We start from the raw sequence: 21,267 nt of genomic DNA, 5'->3' as shown, positions 1-21,267 counted from the left end.
TGTTAAACATGCTTCCTTCAAGTACGCGAGATAGCCCTAGAAATGACGCGTGGAAAGAGCACGGAATGACTGCATGGACAGCGCTTCGCTAATTACTCGAATATGCGAGGATCGACCTCCACGCCACTGGCCGATCAACGCACCCCTGAGCGACTCCGTCACGCTCGATTTTAGGAGTTCAGAAATGAAAGCCCTTCCGATCCTGGCCCTCGTCCTGCTAGCGCCCTTGGCGCACGCTCAAGAGCTAAGCGTCACACTCAATGGCCTTGAGCATGACAATGGCCAGGTTGCCGTGGCGGTGTACGCCGACCCGAAAACCTTCCGCAAGGACGACCAGGCTTTCGCCGCGCAGAAGGCCAAGGCTGAAAAAGGTGCCGTAACGCTGGTATTCAACGATGTGCCGCCCGGACGCTACGCGGTGCTCGCCTACCATGACGAAAACGACAACGGCAAAATGGATCGGCGTTTCGGCATGATCCCCACGGAAGCCTATGGACTGTCCAACAATCCCAAGGTGATGGGCCCGCCTTCTTTCGAAGATAGCGTGTTCGAAGTGACCGTTGACGAGCCCGCCAAGGTCACCCTGGAGATGCGTTACTAGGAAAACCACTTTCACGCCACATTGCACGGCTCGACTGCGGCCCCCCCTTCCAACCCGCTCGGTGCGCATCGATCGGTACAATGCGTTCTTTGCCATACCGTCCCGGAGCCACCTCGCCTATGTTCACCCTCGCCCACCTGGACACCCCGCCACCGGAATCGATGAAAAGCCAGGTGCTGCAGATGGTGGTGGACTACCTCGGCGACATCAGTCCGGTATCGCTCACATCCAGCAACCCGCTGTATCAGCTGTATCAATACGTGGTGGGTTTCGAGGTGCATCGTTATCTGGACAGCATGGACGGCGCGCAGGCGGGCAAGCCCAAACTGATCATGGCGCTGGATGCTGACGATCCGGGTCTCCTGCTCGGCTTCGCTCTGTATCTGCCGTATGTGGACGATCCCGATGCCTGTACGCTGATCTATCTGGCGGTGCAGGCCAGCCATCGCCGGCAGGGCATCGGTAGGGCCATGGTCGAAGAGATGGTGGCGCGCTATCCCCATGCGGAAGTGGCGTGCGTGGCCGGCAAGGTGCCGTACTTCGAAGCGTTGGGCTTTATGCCGTTGGTGGCTCGCGGCCCGCAAGTAGTGTTGAACACTCGGAGCCAGCCGTCAAACGGCATGTTGGCGGTGCAGGATCTGGAGCCGATCTTCCAGTCAAAAGAAGTGCGGCAAATTCACAGCTATCTCGTGAAACAACACGGTGAAAAAGCCATGAGCGACGCGGAGAAAGAGCGCGATGGCCTGCTGGATAAGCTGGCCGAGCAGGCGCAGCATTTAGTCCAGGCATACTCTCCAGCTAAGCGCTTGCATTGATCAACCTGAAGAAATCGTTGCGGTCCGCGCTACGTAATCCCGATGCCGACAAGACGAGCCACTCCGCGAGGTCAGTAGCGAGTCAGGTCACCGATGAATGAATGCCGGATACTGGCGTTAGAAGTATGTTGGGCGTAGCGCAGTCTGATAGCGCACTTGCATGGGGTACAAGGGGCCGAGACGTTCTAATCACTCCATCCTCGCGCCATGTTGCGCCGTGCATCAAATCTTCACACAGGCAAATATCGCGTTCCCTGAAGTCCCGTTCCAAGGAACGATCCTTTCGTAATCGTGCTCTAGCACATGAACATCGAAGTACGGCTTTAACAGCTCGATCAATTCCCCAAAACTCACGGCCACCATGCGGTGTTCGTCGAGCCATACCTGGCTTTCATCGGCGATCAATTTTTCGATGCGTAGCTTTAGCGACTGCTGCTCGCCAGCGCCGGCGTAGTACCAACCGGAACTGAAGTTGAACACGCCGTCTGGGTGACTAGCGGTGTGCGATACGAATGAATCATTGTCGATGGCGTGCTTGTCGACGGCGTTGAAGCAGAAGAGCCCATCGTCGGCCAGTGCGGCATGCACGCTGGCTATACAGGCTTTCAACCGCTCGATTCCTGCGCTGTAGTGGATGGAATACAGAAAACAGGTGATCAGGTCGACCGGGCTTTCCACCGTGAAGCCACACATATCTTGTAAGGAGAACCGTGCTTCCGGGCAGCGAATAGACGCTCTGTCCAACATGGGCTGGTTGATATCTAACCCGCTGCTTTCATAGCCCGCATCGATGAAATGGCGCACATGCGGCCCGGTTCCGCAGGCCAAGTCCAGATGCCTCTTTCCCGCATTACCGAACAATTGCTGGAGCCGTTGGATACAGTGGCTTTGCGCCCGATAGTCGATATCGGCACACATCAGATCGTAGTAACCCGACAGATCGGTATAAATGGCGAGCATGGTGGCCCTGAAGTTTGAGCTGGAACGTTGAGGGCGCGCATCATATCCGGGCTGTATGGAAATCACCCCTCATCGCGGGCGGAAAAACAGCCGGAATTCCGACAATCGGTCAATACGCCCTTAAATAACCAGTCGTTCAGCCTATTTCCTTCTCTGGTCAATCCTCAAGAATCCGACTTCCCACGACTCAAAGGATTCTGAAAATGTTCATGCGCTCCCTTCTCGCTGCCGCCGTGTCCCTTGTCTTAGCCGGGCAGGCTCAGGCTGTTGATCAAACGGCTTCCATTGAGCAAAACGGAAACAACAACACCGCAGAGGTCACTCAGTTAGGCGGCACCTATATCTGGACGGAACTGACTCAGAACGGCGATTCAAACGAAGCAACCGTCACTCAAGCCGGCACCAACGTGTCGGTCGAAGCGACACAGCAAGGCGTTGCGAACCATTTGACGACCACCCAGGAAGGATTTGGGACATGGGTTCGGTCTCACCAGGAAGGCGAAGGCAACCTGCAAAGCATCGTTCAGCGGTCCGAAGGCGGGGTAACGGCGTACGTCTATCAATACGGGGTCGATAACGAGGCATATGTTGTACAGAACGACGGCGATTACAACGATGGCAGGATCAACCAGCATGGCCAGCAAAACGTGCTCCGGCTGGAGCAGACCTACATTCTGAACAGTCTCGACGCCACACAGGAAGGGACTCGCAACCTGGCTAATGTTCGCCAGTCCGGCCATGTAACAGCCCAGATCAATCAAACCGGCCTGGCAAACGAAGTAGATCTTCAACAAGGCGCGTATTCGCGGGCGAATGCCGTCATCAGTCAGACAGGGGAGTACAACGAGGCGAGCGTTAGCCAATCGGAGGGAAGTTATGACTCAAGTAGCGATCTGTATCTGACTCAGACTGGAGCAAGTAACAAGGCTGACGTCTATACAGGCACGGCTGAGGGTCTATTGGATTTCACCCAAATTGGTACGGGTAACGAGCTGATCGCGCGTCAAGGCGTCCGCAACGGCAGCGTTACCGGTATTTCCAAGGGAGACTACAACGAAGTCTTCTTCGTCCAGACGGGTGACGGCAACTCACTTGACCTGGCTCAAAGTGGCTCGGATAACGTGATTGAAGCGTTTCAGATGAAAGATGGGGCTTCAGGAGACGTAGGCATCATCGATCAGACCGGCACCGGCAATTACGCGCGCTTGACCCAAGGAATAGACAGCCTTGGCAGCGGTATGGACACTGCGGCAATCATGCAGAACGGGATGAACAACAGCGCGACTGTCACCCAGCGTTAGTAGGCCTTTGTAGCCCGAACGGCCTTATTCTGCCGGAACGTAAAGCGCCCGATGCACCGCATCGGGCGCTTTCGTTACGAAGCGCCTGTGACGCGCATGCAAAGGCAGCTGCGTCCTCCACGGCTGCGTGAGCCTCTCTGCCCATGCAGCGTTGACCGCAACGGCTCCTGTTCGCGTCTGCAAGGAGCGACATCGCTACATCAATTCGTGCCTGGCCCGAGCCGCGAACGAGACATGTCCGTATACTCGCCGCTTCCCGCGAGTCTTCCGTGAGCAGCACACTGTGAGCAACAAACGATATGCATGCATTGGCCTGAGCAACCCGAAATCGCCGTCCAATGTGGGAGCGATCATGCGCGCGGCGGGCTGCTATGGCGCCGCCTCGGTGTTCTATACCGGCACCCGCTATGACCGCGCGAAGGATTTCATCACCGACACCAAAAAGGTCCATCAGGACATTCCGCTGATCAATATCGATGACTTGCGCAAGATCTTGCCGCTCGGCTGTGTGCCGGTGGCGGTGGAGCTGGTCGAAGGCGCGCGTTCCCTGCCTGAGTACACTCACCCTGATCGCGCCCTGTACATCTTCGGCGCCGAGGACGGCTCGCTCAGCAAAGAGATCCGCGACTGGTGCGAGGACGTCGTCTACATCCCCACCAATGGCTGCATGAACCTCGCAGCGACCGTTAACGTGGTGCTTTACGACCGGCTGGCGAAAGGCAACAACACCCGCTCCGGCCCCGAGTTCGGACGCCAACCCCAACAAACCACTTAGCTCGCCGAACATTCCGGCGATAGCCGGCTGCGTTCAGGCCTGCCCGTTCGATCCCGCAAGCGTGCGTAAGCACAGCTGCTCCATGCAGCCGGCCCATTCGTCGATACGCTCCGGCTCGAGCTGCACCAGCATGGCGTAGCGGCGCCCACCCCAGACCGACAGATGAAGCGCCTCCAGGGTCGCGGCATCCGGGCGTACAGGCAGATCGGTCGCCGCGTCGATGACGCGATGCCAGGCGCCCAGTAAGTCTTCATAAACCCGACGCTGGTGTTTGGGCTCTGCAACCAGCGCTTCCAGCTCAAGCATGTCCGGATGAAACCAGGGCAGATGCGGTTCGACGCCAGCGAGCAATCGCACCAATCGCTGGATTCGCACCGGCCAGCCGATCGCAGCGGGCTTCACTGCATGCTCGTCGATTGCATCAAGCAGCTGCTCGATGCAATACCGCACGTAGCCCGAGTGCAGCGCCTGCTTGCTGGGGAAGTAGTCGTACAGGGTGCCGATCGCAACGCCGGCTTCAAGCGCAACGGCACGGGTCGTCAGTCGAGACCAGCCATCGCGCTGCCAGATCCGAACATAACTGTCGTAAATCGCCTGAACCGTGAACTTGGCGCGCGCCTGGATAGGCCGTTTGAGCGGCTTGGCGCTCGGCAATCGTGTGCTCATGAAATCCGAACCCGGCGGTAAAACGAAAGGGCTACAGTCGATGCCATCTCAATATGTCCCCAAGGTGCCATCGATGAGCGTCATTCACCAGCTGCAAAACAACAAGCGAAGCATGGAGCAAACCCGCATTCAGACCCAGCCCATGCCCAGACTGAAGGCCGGCGAGGCTCTGTTGCGAATCAGTCGACTGGCGCTGACCACGAACAACGTCACCTACGCGGCCTTCGGCGAAACCCCGCACCTGCGCTACTGGGACTTTTTCCCGACCGGCGATGCCGAGTGGTTCCACATGCCCGCGTGGGGGTTCGCCGAGGCCGTCGAAAGTACGGTCGAGGGATTGGCCAAGGGCGAACGCTTCTATGGCTTCTGGCCGATCGCCAGCCACCTCGTCATGCAGCCGGTGCGGGTCAGCGAACGCGGCTTCTACGACGGCGCCGAACATCGTCTCGCGCTGACCTCGGCGTATAACCAGTACCAGCGCATCGGCACCGACGCTGCATATCGCGCCGAGAGCGAGAACTACCAGATGCTGTTGCGGCCGCTGTTCATCACCTCGTTCATGCTGGCCGACTTCTTGGAGGACAACGGCTTCTTCGGCGCGCGGCAGATCGTGATATCCAGCGCATCGAGCAAGACGGCGTACGGCACGGCGTTCTGCCTGCAGGACAACCCGGCCGTGACGATGATTGGCCTGACCTCTCCCAGCAATACCGACTTCGTGCAAGGGCTGGGTTGCTATCGCCAGGCGCTTGGCTACGACCAGCTCGGCTCGCTGGACCCAAGCGTGCCAACGCTCTACGTGGACTTCTCCGGCAGCAGCGGGCTTCGCCAACAGATCCACGCACATTTCAAAGACACCCTGGTGCATGACTGCTATGCCGGATCGGCCCAGAACCAGGACTATGCCGAGCTCGACCAGACGCTGGCCGGCCCGCCGCCACAGCCTTATTTCGCGCCCTACCAGATCAAGAAACGCAACGCTGATTGGGGCGCTGCTGAGGTCACCCGCCGTTTCAACGAGGCGCAGCTGGCCTTTATCGCTCGGGTGAGTGATGCGCAGCAGCCATGGATGCAGGTGAACGAGCATGCCGGCCTGGAAGCCGCTCAAGCGCTGGCCGAATCGCTGATAAAAGGCCATATCAACCCGCTCGCGGGGCACGCGGTGGTACTCGACTGAGCCCGCCTTCGGGTTTCACATGCAGCGAAGAATGAATGCTTACAGCCGTGGCGGTGTCAGCTCTCCGCTCACGGCTTGCACGCTCCCACGCCTGCGCGAGGTTCGCCGCGGCTGCAGCTGATCCAGCGCCGCGGAGTTTTGCCTGGCCCACTCGTAGATCAACTCGATTGGCTGCACCATGAGTTTGCCCAGCGGCGACAGCGCATAACTCACCGCGGGAGGCACCGAATCGAGGGTGTGCCGCTCGATCAGCCCGCTCTCCTCCAGCTCCCGCAGCGTCTGAATCAGCATCTTTTTCGAAACACCCGGCACGCTCCGATGCAGCGCCCCACTGCGGGCAATGCCGTCATGTCGCGCATGAAGCGTATGCAGAATCATGCTGGTCCATTTGGTGGAGAAGATTTCCAGCACGCGCCGCGGGGCGCAGTCTTCACGCCATTGTTCTTCGTCAGAGCCCGTGTTCATGGGGATGGTTACCATTTGGTGCCGACTTGGATCGGCATTTTCGAGTGGTTAAGGTGCAGGCCTGTTTCATTGTGTGAGGGTCTGAACATGACAAATCAAGCGCTGGTGGTCGGGGCGAGTGGAATCGTTGGCTCGGCGGTTTCGCGCCTACTGGCCAAAGAAGGCTGGGCGGTCGCCGGGCTGGCGCGCCGCCCCAACGCCGAGGTGGGTATCACGCCGATAAGCGCGGACCTGCTGGATACATCGTCGCTAGGCTCGGCGCTGAGCGGTCTTGCACCCACGCACGTGTTCCTGACGACCTGGGCGCGCCAGGCCAGCGAAGCGGAGAATATCCGCGTCAACGCGCAGATGGTGCGTAATCTACTCGAAGCTTTGCGCCCGGCTGGCTCGGTTCGCCATGTCGCACTGGTGACGGGCCTCAAGCATTACCTGGGTCCGTTCGAAGCCTACGGCAAGGGCTCGCTGCCACAAACACCCTTCCGTGAAGAACAGGGGCGGCTGAACGTCGAGAACTTCTACTACGCACAGGAAGACGAGGTGTTCGCCGCGGCAGCCCGCGACGGTTTCAACTGGAGCGTTCACCGGCCCCACACCGTGACCGGTATTGCCGTCGGCAACGCGATGAACATGGCGACCACGCTGGCTGTCCATGCTTCCATCTGCCGTTTTACCGGCCGACCTTTCCGCTTTCCGGGCTCGGAAGTGCAGTGGAACAGCCTGACCGACATGACCGACGCGGGTCAGCTTGCCAGGCATCTGCGCTGGGCCTCGACAACGCCTGCGGCGGCCAACCAAGCCTTCAACATCGCCAACGGCGATGTGTTCCGCTGGAAGTGGATGTGGTCGCGCATCGCCGAGTGGTTCGATATCGAAGCGGCGCCCTTCGACGGCCAACCCGCACCGCTGGAACAGCAGATGGCGAACGACGCCGAGACCTGGGCAGACATGGCGAAACAGTTCAACCTCGCCGAGCCGGATATCGGCAAGCTCATTTCGCCGTGGCACACCGATGCGGACCTCGGTCGTCCGATCGAGGTCGTAACGGACATGTCGAAAAGCCGCAAACTCGGGTTCCTCGATTACCAGGCGAGTGACGAGGCCTTCTTCAAGGTCTTCGCCGATCTGCGTGCGAGCAGACTCATCCCCTGAGTGAAGGCGTCAAAGGAAGCCTTCCCAGGCGAGCCGGATCACGGAGGCGAGCCCTTGTGGCTTTCCTCAGTAGGCCGACCTTCCTTAATTCAAAGGAACCGGCCAGCCGGAATAGACGCATCGAGCAGTACGGCGATGCTCGCAGTACGGAAACTGGAATTCCCTTTGTCGCGTGTAAGTGATATCACGCAGCCATCACAAAAAGGATGGCGAGATGAAACCAAGGATCCGCGCGATACCCTTCATAACCGGTGCAGCTCTTGCGCTGGCTCTTTTTGCTCTTGCGCCTTCCGGCACCAGCCAAATCGCCGAAGCCGCCTCGTGCGGCCCAAGCGGAGCGAACTTGCAGCAGGGACCACGGGGTGGCTGCTTCTACATAAACCGAAACGGTAATAAAACTTACGTGGATCGCACTTGCTGCTAAAGGAATCCACACCTGGCAACGCCTGAGCTAGCCTGAATCGACGTGCTCCCTAGGCGGCCGAACGGCCCTAGCCACACTCTTCCCCTATTCAGGTGTAACTACATGACCATTGCAGAAGCCTGTGTCCTTGTTGCTTGCCTTCTTCCCCTTGCCTGCGCATGGATCGCCAAGTCGAAAGGCCTCGGTAAACCGCGCCGCGACGGTGGCTTCGACAATCACAGTCCACGTCAATGGTTGGCCAGTCTGGAGGGATGGCAGGCTCGAGCAAACGCCGCGCAGTTGAACAGCTTCGAAGCGCTGCCGATCTTCATCGCCGGCGTTCTGGTGGCCGAGCACCAGCAAGCCTCACAGCCGCTGATTGATGGCCTTGCCGTTGCCTTCGTCGCGGCCAGAGTCGGCTATATCGGCGCTTATCTTGCCGATTGGGCTAACGTGAGGTCGGTGCTCTGGGCGCTGGGACTCGCCTGCTGCATCGCCCTATTCTTCATCGGGTAAGCGGTAAGCCCTCTGTCTGGCCGCGGTGGCGCATTGGTCGCGCTACCGAGCCCCAGCAGCAAGCACGACGCTACGGAATAATCCCTCCAACAGCTGGTTGCGCACGAACAAGCCCTTGACGCCAGCAAGCGCCAAAATCTGGCACATTTGGTGAACAACGGCACCAGGCAGTGGCCAGGCACGCTACCGGAACAGTACGCTTCAACCCCCTCTCGATGATCGCCCCAATGAACGCCCAACAATCGTTTCTGCTTCGTTACCCATCTGCCAGCCTGTTGCTCATCCAGTTACTGGGCATCGTGCTGTATCCCTTTCTCGACGAGTTGCCGCGCGGTCGGGCGATTATGGGGACGTTCGGTATCGTAGTGCTGGTGGCGGCGTTGCGTATGGTGCGGCGCAGTCCGCTGATCCAGTGGGTGGCCTTCACGCTGGCGGCGTGCATTCTGGTGTTGACCATCATCGGAGAAGTGCGCGGCGGGCCGGAGTTGAGTCTGACGCTGGCCGCGCTGGAGGCGGCTTTCTATTTCTATGCAGCGGCCAGTCTGATCGCCTACATGATGGAAGATCAGCGCGCCACTACCGATGAGCTGTTCGCGGTTGGAGCCACCTTTACGCTGCTGGCCTGGGCCTTCGCCTACAGTTTCATGGTCTGCCAATTGTTGCTGCCGGGCAGCTTTACCGCGTTGCTTGATCCCGAAGCACCGCGCACCTGGCTGGAGTTGCTGTTTCTAAGCTTTTCCATCCTCTCGGGCGTCGGCATTGGTGACATTCTGCCGATCACGCCGATGGCGCGGGCGCTGGTGATGCTCGAGCAATTCGCAGGAGTGATGTACATCGCGCTGGTGGTCTCGCGCCTGATCGGGCTGACGATTCGGCGCTAGTGCCTCTGAAAAACGAAGAGCGGACATGGCGTCTGGCACACCGGTACTCAATTGATAGCCCTTTGTTTTAGCCGGGCCGTTTGGCACCCAAGAGTATCGCCATTATCACCATACCCATCCCCACGAGATGTCCGAACGACAATAATTCTCCCAGAACAAGAAAACCAACCAGCGCCGCGCTGAGTGGCATCAAACCCGTGAACAGGCCTGCAATATTAGCGGGCACCTGTGAAACGCCTCTATACCAGAGCAGAAAGGACAATACGCTTGCGGTAAGTGAATAAAACACAACCCAGCCCCAAAGTTCCCATCCAGGCCCAGCCCAAGCAAAGTTCATAGCTTGCACAACAGCCAAAGGAGCGAACAGGAAGAAGCCTACAATATTTACGCCAAAGGCCATGCTCCAGGGATGCACCGTAAGAGATAAGCGCCGCGAGAAGACTGCAAATAACGCCTCGGCTAAAACGGCTCCCAGGACCAATAAATTGCCCAGCACATTGCTCTTTCCAGAAAGATCCGCATCCTGCAGGTTCAGCACGGCTATTCCTACCGCGGCAAAAACAACAGCCACTATTGCATGACGGCTGAGGCGCTCGCGAAGCCATAGCCATGCCAATAATGCAATGAGCGACGGAAGAGCGCTGGTAATGATTCCAGCACTCGTGGCAGTGGTGTAAATGACGCCATAAAGCATCAACAAGCTAAACAGGAAACACCCAAAAAAGGACTGAAGGAATAAACCCCGCCACGCAGGCCTGTCCAGGCCTTGACGAAATGATGGGCGGAACATTCCCGGAAGCAGAACGATACTTGCAATCAAGAAGCGCATCGCCGCAAACAGAAACACCGGCAGTTCAGTAACGATCAGTTTTCCTATGCCGATATTGCTGCCCACCATGCACATCGACAAACCGAGACATAAGTACGCGAACAAAGGCACCCTGGATGAATCGTTGTGCATTTCTTGCTTTCTGTCCTATGACCTTCTGCGTATCACGAGGAATGAAGACATCGACGGCGCAGAAGGACCCTTCCTTCCCATCACATCAATGCACCCTGAACAGCGCCGTCCAGTCGATGCCGCCATCGCGCTGCGGATCGACCGCAAAGGCTGCCCCCAGCTCGCTGAATCGCGTAGTCATTAGGCGCACTTCGGCGCGATAGAAGTTGATCGACTCGACGAGCCGGGCCTCCTCGGCAGCACTGGCAGCACCAGCGCATACCAGCCCCAGCACCGACAAGGCGAGACGTACAAGCGATGACTCGATGCGCATGGATAAGCTCCCAGACCTGACCGCCCAATGACGCCTGTACTGTGCACCTGAACCAGGCTGAGTTTGCAATGGTTCACGCATTCTGGAACGGGTAGCGTCCAGGCGAACCCTTGCGTATCAAACCACTATCAGCTGCCCGACCTGGCACGCGTCTTGAGCAGCGACAGCAGTACACCGCCGGCCAGCACCAGAGCGTCACGCTGAGCGACAACAACGCGGCACCTTGAAAAAGCCATGCAGGAAGATCTTGCCGCCGATGAAGATCAGCACGATTGCGAGTGCGTACTTCAGATACACGAAACGGTGCATCAGGGCCGCGAGCGCGAAGTAGAGCGCGCGCAACCCGAGAATGGCGAAGATGTTCGAGGTATAGACGATAAACGGACCCTGGGCAATGGCGAACACGGGCCGGCACGCTGTCCAGGGCGAATACCAGATCCGCTGTGCAGGCGCACCAGAAAACGCCCCTCGTAAAGATCGCCGGTCACGCGGATGTGCCGGCGCAGGAATACCAGCAGTCGATTCTGCGTTAGCAACGAATCAATGGCGTGGGCAGCGGATCGATGCCATGAGAACGTGCATCCCGATTTTCCGCATCCAGCGCGCTGACGAAGGCAGTCCTCTCCTGCAATCGCTGCCAAAACGCCTCGGTGAGCGGTTGAAACTGCGGCCTTAGTCCGAGGAAGTCAGCCAACATCAGCGCGTAGCCGACAGCGATGTCGGCGTTACTGAATCTGTTCTGACAGAGGTATTGATTACCTGCCTGCAGGGCGTTTTCAACTCCACGCAAGCGGCCCAGGAACCAACGCGTGTAGTCCTCGACAACCTGGGGTTGCCGTCGCTCGGAGGGTTCGAAGTAGGCGTAACGGAGGATTAGTGTTTGAGGAAAAGTCAGCGTCGCATCGGCCGCGCTTAGCCAGTTCAGGTACTGACCATAATCGGCCTCGCCTTTATCCACCGACAACGCACCACCGCCGTACACCTGACTGAGGTACTCGCAGATAGCCGCCGACTCGGTTAACACGCCATTGCCATCGACAAGCGCAGGGACCGTGCCCAGCGGGTTGATATCAAAGAACGCTTTGTCATGCAGACGAGGCGGAAACGCCATAGTTGCCAGCCGGTAATCCAGCCCGAGTTCTTCCAGCGCCCACAACACACGAAAAGAGCGGGCGCTAACGCAGTGGTACAGGGTGAGTTCAGTCATCGTCGCCTCGGCTCGTCGTTCGAGTGCATGGCCGAAACAGCCAGAAGGGACCAGTGTGCCGTTTGACAGTCGTCGTCTCGCTGTTCAGCACCACTCAGGGGACTTCTAGTAGGATTATTGGCGACCGACGAGCGCCGGCCAATGTCGAAAGGCTCCAACCGTTGCGAGCGCTTAGGACAACGAACGATGCCGATTCGAACACATGCGGTTCCCTGGCATCAAAAGCCCCGGCGCAACCACCGCATCAACCATTGAATTGATTGATGGCAATGTGGCACTCCGCTACAGTCGCCAGCACACCTGCAGGGACGGACCGATGCTTAGGATCTGTTCCCGTTTCGTACGCGGCCGCGCCGGAGCCTGCGTCCCGCGCCTTGCCTGGCAAGATTTGGCGCAGCAACGCGGCTAGCGACGAAACAGGAACAGACCCTAATGGAAGCCTCGCCGGACAGGGTTTCGGAGGAATCACCATGGCTATCGGACAGCGTGTGTCGAACGATGAAGTTGTTACCCAAGCGAGCGAAACCATCAGGCGAGCGGACCCGGCATTTGACCATGGATGGAGCACCGCTCGGATCCGCGCGCAACTGGTGCCGCCGCGAATATGGGTGCTCTTGTTATCGGCAACCGTCATCGCCATTGCTGGCAATGCATTGACGATCGAAGGGTCAGCAGAGCATTCCGCGTCCGCCAAACCCTTGCCTGTGCTGTTGATGATGACCGAGAAGCCGGTACGCCATACCAGCCCATGACGCTGGCGTCTCGCTGACCATCAGCTGACGCCTATGCGTAGTGGTTATGGCCAACAGCGCGAAACCACGCAAGCTGTCACGCTTGCTTCATCATTACCAGCACGAAGCCCACCACGATTCCCGCCAGCGCGATCGCCCAGCCAATCCGGTGCGCATGGTTCTTTTCTGCCTGCCGGACGGGGTCCACGGGCTTTTTCTTTTTCACGATTCACCTGCCTTTCGATCAATCACATGCATGCCTGAAGCGCACGCCTCGCTGCGCGCGCCTTTTTAGGCCGTGGGGATCGAATTGTCCAGCAGCTCGCCTAGAACAGACCGTCGGTTTCCGTTGCGGACGTTCAGCCGAGCGGGCTTTCGCCGGGATTCGGCTCGTCCTTCGGATCAGTGCCCGCTTCCGGCTCGGTGTTTTCTCCCGACTCGGGCACATCGCCATATTCATCAAAATCCGGCGGAGTCAGGCCATCCTTGAGCGGGTCGTTTGGATCGATCATGTCAGCGGTCCTCATCACGATGAAAAGACCAGAGTGGTCATCCATTGGAGTACGCGAGCTGCGCCAATGTTCGCGGCGAGCGCCAACAGAGCTGATAGATGTGCGAGTCCTCTCCATGTACTCGTAACCACGTACCTGGATTCCCCTCCAGCCGCACTAAACCGTATGTCGGCGATGATCCCAACAATGAGAACCAGTACCGCAGACGGAGAACTAGCCAGCATGGGTGATGGCAATATGACGCTAAACTCCGCCGCGCCCAAGGATGGCTAAAGGATCACTCCACAGAGAGCGCCGACGATCATCCACGGCAAGCCAACACTTTCTGCAAATCTCAAGGATGCTTCATGATCAAGTTGAAATACCTGGCCGCTGCGCTGATGGGGCTGGCGCTGACCGGCTGCGTCTCCTTTACCCCATCCGGGCCTATCGGGCTGCCTGCGCAAGTCCTCGAACACTCGGTGCCTGCCGGCGCAATGCTCAAGGAGGTGGAGGTTTCCGACACACGGCTGAACGAAACCCAGCGCCGAAACATCAGCAATACGCTGACAGCGCAGATTGCCCAGCACATCGAGCGCGGCGAATACTTCGAACGCATGATCAGCTTCCCCGCTACCCTGGGCGAGCAAGACGTCCAGCTGCAATTCAATTTCACCTCGCTCAAGGGCAAGCGCACGCCGCATCCCGGCTACTTTCCGGGAGCGCTGCTGACGCTGACCGTATGGATCTGGGTCAACGGCCCCATCTACGTGGACAAATATGACCTCGCAGCCGAGCTGGAGGTCGTCGACGCCGCCGGTAAGCAGGTGGCGCTTTCTCAGAAGACGCTGGCACGCAATCAGAACACCGGTCTGTGGGATTACGACTACTTCAATACATCGTTGGGCTCGCGGCAGCTGACCGAGTTAGTCGAACAGCTGCTGCATGACGCCACTCAGCAACTTGCACACTGACAAGGACGCCCACATGAAAGCGTTGATAGCCCTTCTCGCCATTACCGCATCCCTGACCTTGCAGGGTTGCATGACGTACTCCCACAACACCTTGCCTGACGTTGAACAATGGCCACTCGCCGAATCGGCTCAGACAAAACCGACCGCATATATCAACGTTCAGACCGAGTACTCGGTGAACGGCACGCCCACGGCGAGCAATCCCGACATTGCCAAGCTGGAAAACCTCGTCAAACAGTCGTTTACCGACAGCGGGCGCTTCTCCCGAGTCAGCACCGAACAGGAGGCCTCGGATCTCTATGTCACGGTGACGCTGCGCAATCAGGAAACCGCCAATCTCGGACTAGCGGTGTTAACCGGCGCCACCTTATTCCTGGTTCCAGGCACCTTCGACAACACCCTGATCATGGACATGATGTTCCGCGATGGCGGCGGCAAGAAGCTTGGCCGGGTACAGAAGCAGGAAACGCTGACGACCTGGATGCATTTATTTCTGATCTTCGCTTTGCCATTCAACGAGTCGGCCGATGCGCTATTGACCGAACTCACGAAGAGCAATCTGGAAGAGGCGGCAAGCAAGGATCTGATCTGATCAGGCAACGCCGCTAAGGGACGCTGCCGGGCCAAGGATGGCCCCACAAGTGGTTCTGAGTTCGACTCAGCGCGACAGGTAGCGCAGGTCGGCTCAGCCCCCGAGTCGCTTTGCACATCACTGCCTGCCAAACACTCCCAATAATCCCGCATCGCTTTGCGGATCGACCGCATAGGCAGCGCCTGGCTCGCTGAGTCGCGAGTTCATCACATCGGCGTAATGCTCTGAGCTGGCTAGCCAGCCTTCGACCACCTTGCTCTTCGGTCCATCGCTGCAGCGATGTTTTGCCCTATCTGGGTGCCGCTGTGACCCGCCAGCTCCACCCGATCGCCAGGTGTACGGCCATCGTTGTCGAGCAGGTTGAAGAAGTTGCGAAAGTGCGTCTCAAGTCGAGCCGCCAGCGACCGCATACCGGCGCAACCTGTCCTCAGCTGTAGCTGAGCCTATTGCCTCGTCGGCATGCCACCAATCTATAATCATTCTTATTTGCACCGGATTCCTTCGTAATGCTCTCTTCCGCCGCCCGACAGATTCTTGCAATCGAAGACGACCCGGTTCTCGGCACCCACCTGAAAACATCCCTGGAAAGCCGTGGCTTTCAGGTCACGCTCGCCGATGACGGGTTGACCGGCCTGACCTTGGCCAGCGAGTCGGCTTACGACTTGATCCTCCTCGACGTGATGCTGCCGGAACTCAGTGGCATGGAATTACTGACCCGGTTGCGGGCGCAGCGCCGTACACCCGTGCTGATGATGTCCGCGCTGGGCAATGAAGAGCATCGCATCCAGGGCTTCGATAGCGGTGCCGACGACTACCTGCCCAAGCCGTTCAGCATCGAGGAATTGCAGGTGCGCATCGCCGCCATCCTGCGCCGTGTGGCGTACGAGCGCAGCGTGCAGCCGGCGGCGAACGATGAGTCGATGCGCTTCGACGACCAGCGCTGCGACCTGCGTTACGAGGGACGCTGGGTCGGCTTGACCGGCACCGAGTACCGGTTGTTGAAGGTACTTCACGACGCGGCTGGCGAGGTGCTGAGCAAACCCTTCCTGTACCAGCAGACGCTGCGCCGCGGTTACTCGCAGCATGATCGCAGCCTGGACATGCACATCAGCAACATCCGCCGCAAACTGGCGCGCGAGCAGGTCACGGCATTGCGTCTGGAGTCGGTATGGGGCAAGGGTTACGTGCTGGAACTGCAGGCCGACTAATGCCCAACCGTCATTCGCTGTTCTGGCGTCTAGTGATACTGGTCGCCGGGTTTTGCCTGTCGATGATCTGGGTCAGCGGTTATGTCGATCAGAAGGTTGCGTACCACAGCTCCTTCTTGTCAGCGCAAGCACTGGAAACCCTGGACGGCTACGCTAAGCAGGCTCATGTTGCGGCCCGCCGAGGCCCCGCCGCGGTGGATAGCTGGATCGCCGCCTTGCAGCAGGACGAGCCTGGGCTGGCGATGGTCGTGGATCGTCATCATCAGTCGCTTGGCGACCGTGAATTGGATGAGCGGGAGCGCAGCCTGCTGCGCTTCGCCCGGCCATACGATAGTCCCATGAGCCGGCGCGCCGGACCGCGCCCAATGATCGCCATTCCCTTCAACGGAAGCGGCGACCAGTTGGTCATGCAACTGCCCGAACGCCTCAGTCCCTGGCCTCACCAGGCCCTGCTGATCGTCCTTATCGTATACCTGCCCCCCGTGGTGTTGTCGGTCCTGTTCGGCTGGCTGCTCTACCGGCTCCTCATATCCCCCCTCGACCAGCTGCGCCGGCAAGCCAATACGTTGCGCGGCAGCCGCCTGAGCTCACTGCTGCCGCTCGCGCTAACCCGCCGCAACGACGAGCTGGGAGAGCTTGGCCGCTCGCTCGAATATCTGACCCGGCGCTTGCACGACTCGATCCGCCAGCAGCAACAGCTATTGCGCGACCTGTCCCACGAATTGCGAACGCCATTGAGCCGACTTCGGGTCGCCTGCGAAAGCGACCTGCCTCAAGCGGTACTGCGCGAGCGCGTGGAGCGAGAAGTCTCAGGCATGCAGCGCCTCGTCGACGACACGCTGGAGCTGGCCTGGCTCGATAGCGAGCAGCCGCAGCTCGAGCGAGAAGCTGTCGATGTCGAGTCCCTGTGGAACCTGATCTGCGAGGACGCCTGCTTCGAATCCGGATGGCCTAGAGCGCGCCTTCACAGCGATATCCCAGAAGACTGCCAGGTTTTCGGCAACCTCAACGCCTTGGCCCAAGCGATGGAGAATGTCCTGCGCAATGCCATCCGACATTCTCCAGCCGACGGCACCGTACGCTTAACCGCCTGCCGCGAAGAGGCCCACTGGCGTCTTTGCATCGACGATCAAGGCCCCGGCGTACGGCAGGATCAGCTAGACGTGATGTTCCGCCCGTTCTCTCGCCTGAGTGCCGCCCGGCCGGGTGGCGATGGCTTCGGCCTGGGTCTCGCCATCGCGCGCGGCATGGTGACACTGCAAGGCGGCCGCATCTGGGCGGAAAACATCCATCCAGGCCTGCGAGTGAATTTTGTTTTGCAAGATGTATAGATTGTAAATGCGCTTTACTCTCAGTTGAGAATGACTAGCATTCGTGTGCCTGCGCAACTCGACCACATCTGCGCAGGCTGACGCACGCTTAGTTATCCGTTCCCACAGCCCAGCCCTGCCGTTGATCCAGGCACGTTAGGCACGCCCTGCAATTACGGGCCGGGGGATATTCGAACAACCAGAGATAAAGACATGCCCATCGTCAAAAGCCCGTTCATCACAACGCCACGTCCCACGTTCCAGAAAACCCTCATCGCCGCCGCGCTGGCCTCGTTGGCGTGCTCGGCCTCCGCACAAGAGCGATTGGAACTGGATTCGGTTGTAGTTTCCGCCTCGGGCTTCGAGCAGAACATCAAGGATGCTCCGGCTACCATCTCTGTCATTACCGCAGAAGAACTGAAGAAGCGCTCCTACACGGATATCACCGATGCGCTGAAGAACGTTGCCGGTGTGCAGATTTCCGGCGGTGGCGTCGAGCAATCGATCATGGTCCGTGGCATGACTTCGGCCTACACCCTCTTCCTTATCGATGGCCGCCCGGCCCAAGGCAACGATGCCTTTTCCGAGAGGGGATCACAGGCCGGTACGCCGATCAACTTCCTTCCTCCGCTCGAGTCGATTGAGCGAATCGAGGTCATTCGTGGCCCGGCGTCCGCTCTCTATGGCTCCGATGCCATGGGCGGCGTGATCAACATCATCACCAAGAAAGTATCCAACGAGTTGACCGGCAGCATCACCGCCGAATACACCACGCCCGGCAGCGGCAACAAGCTCAACGAAGATACCGTTCAGACCAGCGCCTATCTGAACGTACCGCTGATTGAGGACGTTCTGGGCCTGCAGCTGACCGGAGCTTTGCACAATCAAGACGAAAGCAACTTCGTCGGTGGAGGCGACAGCGCGGCCACCGATCCCAAATACGAAAAGCGCAATGCCGGCGCGAAACTCTCCTGGAATCTGAACGACCAGAACGCGCTGACGATAGGGCACACCTACACCAAACAGGAGCGTTGGCATAATCCGGGCAGAAGTCTCGCCGAGCAAACCGAGGCAGGCGTCGACATAGAGCCGACATACAGCGAGTCAATCAAGCGTAACTACTTCATCGACCATGAAGGGAACTACGACAACCTTCTGCTGAAGTCGTACATCAACTACGACCACTCGGAAAACCCGACCACCGCAAACGCCGAGACCGGCAAAGGCATCGACTACGAGGTCATCACGGCCAACACGCAGGCGACCTACTTCCTCGGCGCTCATGCCATCACGGGCGGCTTGACCCACAAATACGAAAACCTGGAGCACAACTCCAATGGCTTGCGAGAGCCGGTAGTTGCAGATGCAAATGCCACGGTTGAGATGGATCGTTATCAGAACTCCATCTTCCTCGAGGACAACTGGAATCTGACCGAAGATTTCATCCTGACCCTGAGCGGACGCTACGACGACAACCAGGCATTCGGTGGTCAGTTCAGTCCAAAGGTCTATGGCGTCTACCACCTGAACGAAAGCTTCACCATTAAGGGTGGTGTCACCACTGGCTACAAGGCGCCTGACCTGCGCTCCAGCGCCACCGATTTTGGCTCCACGTCCATGGGCGGCGTGATCATCGGCAACCCCGATCTAACGCCGGAAACCAGCGTAAACCGCGAGATCGGCATCGCCTACGAAGATCAGGACCTAGGCCTGCTCACCACCCTGACGGCCTACGTGATCGACTACGAGGACAAGATCAACCGTACCGGCCGAGTCTGCCTGCAGAACGAGCCCTGTAATTACAACGGCACGGATTATCCTGCTCACCCGTTCGGCTACACCGCCTACGAGAACGTGGACGAGGCGGAACTGCGCGGCATCGAGTGGACCCTGGACTATCGCCTGCTCGACAACCTGAATTACCGCCACAGCTACACCTATACCGAGACCGAGCAGAAATCCGGCGACTTCAAAGGCGAGCCGCTCAACGATATAGCCAAGCACATGTTCAACGCCTCATTGGACTGGCAGGCCACCGACCGGCTCAATGCCTGGACTCAGTACAACTATCGCGGCAAGACCTCCGGCCGTTGGCAGACCGGTACCAGCGGTTCCAGTACCAATGGCATTCGCTATCCGGCCTACAGCTTCGTGGACGTCGGCGTGGCGTTCAGAGCAACGGACGACCTGAGCCTGAAAGCGGGCGTCTACAACATCGGCAACAAGGAAGTTTCCACCGATGGGGATTACGCCTACAACCTGGACGGCCGACGCTTCATCTTCTCGGTGACCCAAGCGTTCTGATCGGATGAAACGATGCTCCCTGGCGGCTCTATCCGTCAGGGAGCGTTCGTGTGTATGGAATGCGCACGAGGCGCAATCGGACCCGCTCCGGTCGGTCGGACAAGAGGCCAAGCAACATGACTAGAAACGATGGCTATGTGATGGATGTGGCCTACCCGCCGCACTTTCATAAGGAAATCCAACCTGTCTGGCTGACCAGTCTGGTTCAATTCCTCGGCTCGGCGGCGCCCGACATTTCCAAGCCTTACTCCTACTGTGAATTGGGCTGCGGTATGGGTATCAACCTACTCATTGCCGCAATAACGAACCCGCAGGGGCAGTTCGTAGGTGTTGATGCCAACGACAAAGCGCTGCACATCGCGCGCTCGGCCGCGGCAGCAATGGACGTCAAAAACATCCGTTTCGTCCAGGCTGATTTCGCCCAGTTTACTCAGAGCAACAACCTGTTCTTCGACTTCATCGTCAGCCATGGCGTCTGGTCATGGATCGCGGAAAGCCAGCAGAAAAGCATCCTGCAATTGGTAGCGAAGTCGCTCAAACCCAAAGGGTTGTTCTATCTGCACTACATGTGCCACCCAGGCGCGACTCAAATGATGCCGGTGCAGAAGCTGCTGAACGACCTGGCTCGACAGTTACCGGGTTCCTCGGAGCAGAAGCTTCAAGCTGCGCTGGATTTCGTCTGTGAGCTGGACGTCGCCGGCACTTTCATAGACCAGCCCAACCTGAGCGAAAAGATAAAGTCACTCAAGCAGAAACCTGCTTCTTATCTCGCCCACGATTTCCTGACCGACCATTGGACTCCACAGCACTCGACCGATGTTCATCAATCGGTGGCACAGGCCGGCGTCACCTATCTAGGCAGTGCCAACGCCTTCGACAATCTGGACAGCCTGTCCGTACCGGGTGCCGTACAGCCGCTTCTCGCAAAGCTGGCCTCGCCAGCACTAAGGGAAACGGTCAAGGACCTAGCCAAGAATCAGCATCAGCGCAGCGATCTGTTTCAGCGTGCTCCAGTACGCCTGAACCAGCAGGACGTTCTACAGCAGGTCGATGCGCTTCGGTTTCAGCTTATGCCCCAAGCGCCACGCTCAGGCGCGCTGTCTTTCCAAACGCCAATCGGGGAAATCCAAGGCCCCGGCGACATCTTCTCTCCTCTGCTGGAAAAGCTAGCCGAACGACCCGCCACTTTTGCCGAGCTAAGACAGTTGCCAGCCTTTACCGAAAAGCTCGGCACGCTATCGCAAGCGCTACAGATGTTGATGTGGCAGGGCCATATCCATCCCCAACGTCCGGATGGCCTCAGCTGCACTGAGCAAGTGAACAAGCTGAAGGCCTGGATCGAACGGAGCCAACTGAAGTTGAACGTTGTTGAGGACTGCGGAACAGCCATTCACCAGCCGACCGGCAACTCATGAACAACCATGGCGCGACACACCGGAGCGTTCGTTTCGGTCCTTACACCTCGCC

The 21,267-nt window shown here is 58.7% G+C and carries 23 protein-coding genes and 3 pseudogenes; 15 read left to right on the top strand and 11 right to left on the bottom strand.

Going from position 1 to position 21,267, the window contains the following annotated elements:
- Nucleotides 1-184 precede the first annotated feature (184 nt).
- Entirely contained in the window at nt 185-601 is a 417-nt protein-coding gene (locus GYM54_RS20440) for a DUF2141 domain-containing protein (protein WP_197445387.1), read from the top strand.
- Between the two features lie 119 nt (nt 602-720).
- A complete protein-coding gene (locus tag GYM54_RS20435) occupies nt 721-1,416 on the top strand; it encodes a GNAT family N-acetyltransferase (protein ID WP_197445388.1) in 696 nt (231 codons plus the stop codon).
- A 222-nt stretch (nt 1,417-1,638) separates the two neighbouring features.
- On the opposite strand, the gene GYM54_RS20430 is transcribed toward GYM54_RS20435, so the two are convergent.
- Nucleotides 1,639-2,376 (bottom strand): class I SAM-dependent methyltransferase, encoded by a 738-nt coding sequence (locus GYM54_RS20430; protein WP_197445389.1) that lies wholly within the window; start codon nt 2,374-2,376, stop codon nt 1,639-1,641.
- Nucleotides 2,377-2,579: 203 nt separating this feature from the next.
- On the opposite strand from GYM54_RS20430, the gene GYM54_RS20425 reads away from it, so the two are divergent.
- Nucleotides 2,580-3,677: a hypothetical protein gene (locus tag GYM54_RS20425; protein ID WP_197445390.1), complete on the top strand. Its 1,098-nt coding sequence runs from the start codon at nt 2,580-2,582 to the stop codon at nt 3,675-3,677.
- Nucleotides 3,678-3,960: 283 nt separating this feature from the next.
- Nucleotides 3,961-4,452, top strand: coding sequence for an RNA methyltransferase (locus tag GYM54_RS20420; RefSeq protein WP_197445391.1), 492 nt, complete (start codon nt 3,961-3,963; stop codon nt 4,450-4,452).
- A gap of 33 nt (nt 4,453-4,485) precedes the next feature.
- Here GYM54_RS20420 and GYM54_RS20415 read toward each other — a convergent pair whose 3' ends face one another.
- Entirely contained in the window at nt 4,486-5,118 is a 633-nt protein-coding gene (locus GYM54_RS20415) for a TetR/AcrR family transcriptional regulator (RefSeq protein WP_231752197.1), read from the bottom strand.
- A gap of 73 nt (nt 5,119-5,191) precedes the next feature.
- Between GYM54_RS20415 and GYM54_RS20410 the strand changes: the two genes are divergently transcribed.
- Complete coding sequence (locus GYM54_RS20410) at nt 5,192-6,295, top strand: DUF2855 family protein (RefSeq protein ID WP_197445392.1); 1,104 nt, start codon at nt 5,192-5,194, stop codon at nt 6,293-6,295.
- Between the two features lie 39 nt (nt 6,296-6,334).
- Here GYM54_RS20410 and GYM54_RS20405 read toward each other — a convergent pair whose 3' ends face one another.
- Nucleotides 6,335-6,760, bottom strand: a complete 426-nt coding sequence (locus GYM54_RS20405; protein WP_181101535.1) for a helix-turn-helix domain-containing protein — start codon at nt 6,758-6,760, stop codon at nt 6,335-6,337.
- An 87-nt stretch (nt 6,761-6,847) separates the two neighbouring features.
- Here GYM54_RS20405 and GYM54_RS20400 point away from each other — a divergent pair, with 87 nt between their 5' ends.
- Nucleotides 6,848-7,909 (top strand): SDR family oxidoreductase, encoded by a 1,062-nt coding sequence (locus tag GYM54_RS20400; RefSeq protein ID WP_181101536.1) that lies wholly within the window; start codon nt 6,848-6,850, stop codon nt 7,907-7,909.
- A gap of 184 nt (nt 7,910-8,093) precedes the next feature.
- Here GYM54_RS20400 and GYM54_RS20395 read toward each other — a convergent pair whose 3' ends face one another.
- Entirely contained in the window at nt 8,094-8,345 is a 252-nt protein-coding gene (locus GYM54_RS20395; RefSeq protein WP_181101537.1) for a hypothetical protein, read from the bottom strand.
- Nucleotides 8,346-8,435: 90 nt separating this feature from the next.
- On the opposite strand from GYM54_RS20395, the gene GYM54_RS20390 reads away from it, so the two are divergent.
- Both GYM54_RS20390 and GYM54_RS20385 read left to right on the top strand, forming a co-directional pair.
- Nucleotides 8,436-8,828, top strand: coding sequence for an MAPEG family protein (locus GYM54_RS20390; RefSeq protein WP_181101538.1), 393 nt, complete (start codon nt 8,436-8,438; stop codon nt 8,826-8,828).
- 227 nt (nt 8,829-9,055) lie between these two features.
- Nucleotides 9,056-9,709 (top strand): ion channel, encoded by a 654-nt coding sequence (locus GYM54_RS20385; protein ID WP_131648135.1) that lies wholly within the window; start codon nt 9,056-9,058, stop codon nt 9,707-9,709.
- A 67-nt stretch (nt 9,710-9,776) separates the two neighbouring features.
- On the opposite strand, the gene GYM54_RS20380 is transcribed toward GYM54_RS20385, so the two are convergent.
- The 4 genes and pseudogenes from GYM54_RS20380 to GYM54_RS20365 all read right to left on the bottom strand — a co-directional run bounded on the left by GYM54_RS20380 (nt 9,777) and on the right by GYM54_RS20365 (nt 12,190).
- Nucleotides 9,777-10,670 (bottom strand): DMT family transporter, encoded by an 894-nt coding sequence (locus GYM54_RS20380; protein ID WP_197445393.1) that lies wholly within the window; start codon nt 10,668-10,670, stop codon nt 9,777-9,779.
- A gap of 85 nt (nt 10,671-10,755) precedes the next feature.
- Nucleotides 10,756-10,854, bottom strand: a pseudogene (locus GYM54_RS22170) (CAP domain-containing protein); the annotation flags it as partial.
- Nucleotides 10,855-11,111: 257 nt separating this feature from the next.
- A pseudogene (locus GYM54_RS20370) lies at nt 11,112-11,516 on the bottom strand (TerC family protein); the annotation flags it as partial.
- Nucleotides 11,513-12,190: a glutathione S-transferase family protein gene (locus GYM54_RS20365; protein ID WP_197445394.1), complete on the bottom strand. Its 678-nt coding sequence runs from the start codon at nt 12,188-12,190 to the stop codon at nt 11,513-11,515. The gene GYM54_RS20365 and the pseudogene GYM54_RS20370, both read right to left, overlap by 4 nt.
- Nucleotides 12,191-12,660: 470 nt before the next feature.
- Between GYM54_RS20365 and GYM54_RS20360 the strand changes: the two genes are divergently transcribed.
- Entirely contained in the window at nt 12,661-12,942 is a 282-nt protein-coding gene (locus tag GYM54_RS20360; RefSeq protein ID WP_197445395.1) for a hypothetical protein, read from the top strand.
- A gap of 76 nt (nt 12,943-13,018) precedes the next feature.
- Here the strand turns inward: GYM54_RS20360 and GYM54_RS21820 are convergent, their stop codons facing one another.
- Together GYM54_RS21820 and GYM54_RS20355 are read right to left on the bottom strand one after the other, a co-directional pair.
- Nucleotides 13,019-13,147 (bottom strand): hypothetical protein, encoded by a 129-nt coding sequence (locus GYM54_RS21820; protein WP_256681110.1) that lies wholly within the window; start codon nt 13,145-13,147, stop codon nt 13,019-13,021.
- 133 nt (nt 13,148-13,280) lie between these two features.
- Entirely contained in the window at nt 13,281-13,433 is a 153-nt protein-coding gene (locus GYM54_RS20355) for a hypothetical protein (RefSeq protein WP_181101542.1), read from the bottom strand.
- Nucleotides 13,434-13,780: 347 nt separating this feature from the next.
- On the opposite strand from GYM54_RS20355, the gene GYM54_RS20350 reads away from it, so the two are divergent.
- Complete coding sequence (locus GYM54_RS20350; RefSeq protein WP_197445396.1) at nt 13,781-14,386, top strand: hypothetical protein; 606 nt, start codon at nt 13,781-13,783, stop codon at nt 14,384-14,386.
- Between the two features lie 13 nt (nt 14,387-14,399).
- A complete protein-coding gene (locus GYM54_RS20345) occupies nt 14,400-14,978 on the top strand; it encodes a hypothetical protein (protein WP_197445397.1) in 579 nt (192 codons plus the stop codon).
- Between the two features lie 117 nt (nt 14,979-15,095).
- Here the strand turns inward: GYM54_RS20345 and GYM54_RS21815 are convergent.
- A pseudogene (locus GYM54_RS21815) lies at nt 15,096-15,379 on the bottom strand (CAP domain-containing protein); the annotation flags it as partial.
- A 105-nt stretch (nt 15,380-15,484) separates the two neighbouring features.
- Here GYM54_RS21815 and GYM54_RS20340 point away from each other — a divergent pair.
- The 4 genes from GYM54_RS20340 (at nt 15,485) to GYM54_RS20325 (ending at nt 21,215) form a co-directional block, all read left to right on the top strand.
- Nucleotides 15,485-16,186 (top strand): response regulator transcription factor, encoded by a 702-nt coding sequence (locus tag GYM54_RS20340; protein WP_181101545.1) that lies wholly within the window; start codon nt 15,485-15,487, stop codon nt 16,184-16,186.
- The gene (locus tag GYM54_RS20335) at nt 16,186-17,517 is read left to right on the top strand and encodes a sensor histidine kinase (RefSeq protein ID WP_197445398.1); all 1,332 of its coding nucleotides are present in this window, start codon (nt 16,186-16,188) and stop codon (nt 17,515-17,517) included. Before GYM54_RS20340 ends, GYM54_RS20335 begins: the two co-directional genes overlap by 1 nt.
- A gap of 192 nt (nt 17,518-17,709) precedes the next feature.
- Entirely contained in the window at nt 17,710-19,800 is a 2,091-nt protein-coding gene (locus tag GYM54_RS20330; protein WP_197445399.1) for a TonB-dependent receptor domain-containing protein, read from the top strand.
- A gap of 116 nt (nt 19,801-19,916) precedes the next feature.
- Complete coding sequence (locus GYM54_RS20325) at nt 19,917-21,215, top strand: class I SAM-dependent methyltransferase (RefSeq protein WP_197445400.1); 1,299 nt, start codon at nt 19,917-19,919, stop codon at nt 21,213-21,215.
- The last annotated feature ends 52 nt before the right edge of the window (nt 21,216-21,267 follow it).

This window comes from Pseudomonas sp. MTM4 (assembly GCF_019355055.1).
Taxonomy (GTDB): domain Bacteria; phylum Pseudomonadota; class Gammaproteobacteria; order Pseudomonadales; family Pseudomonadaceae; genus Stutzerimonas.
This window is presented reverse-complemented; position numbering and strand designations above follow the sequence as displayed.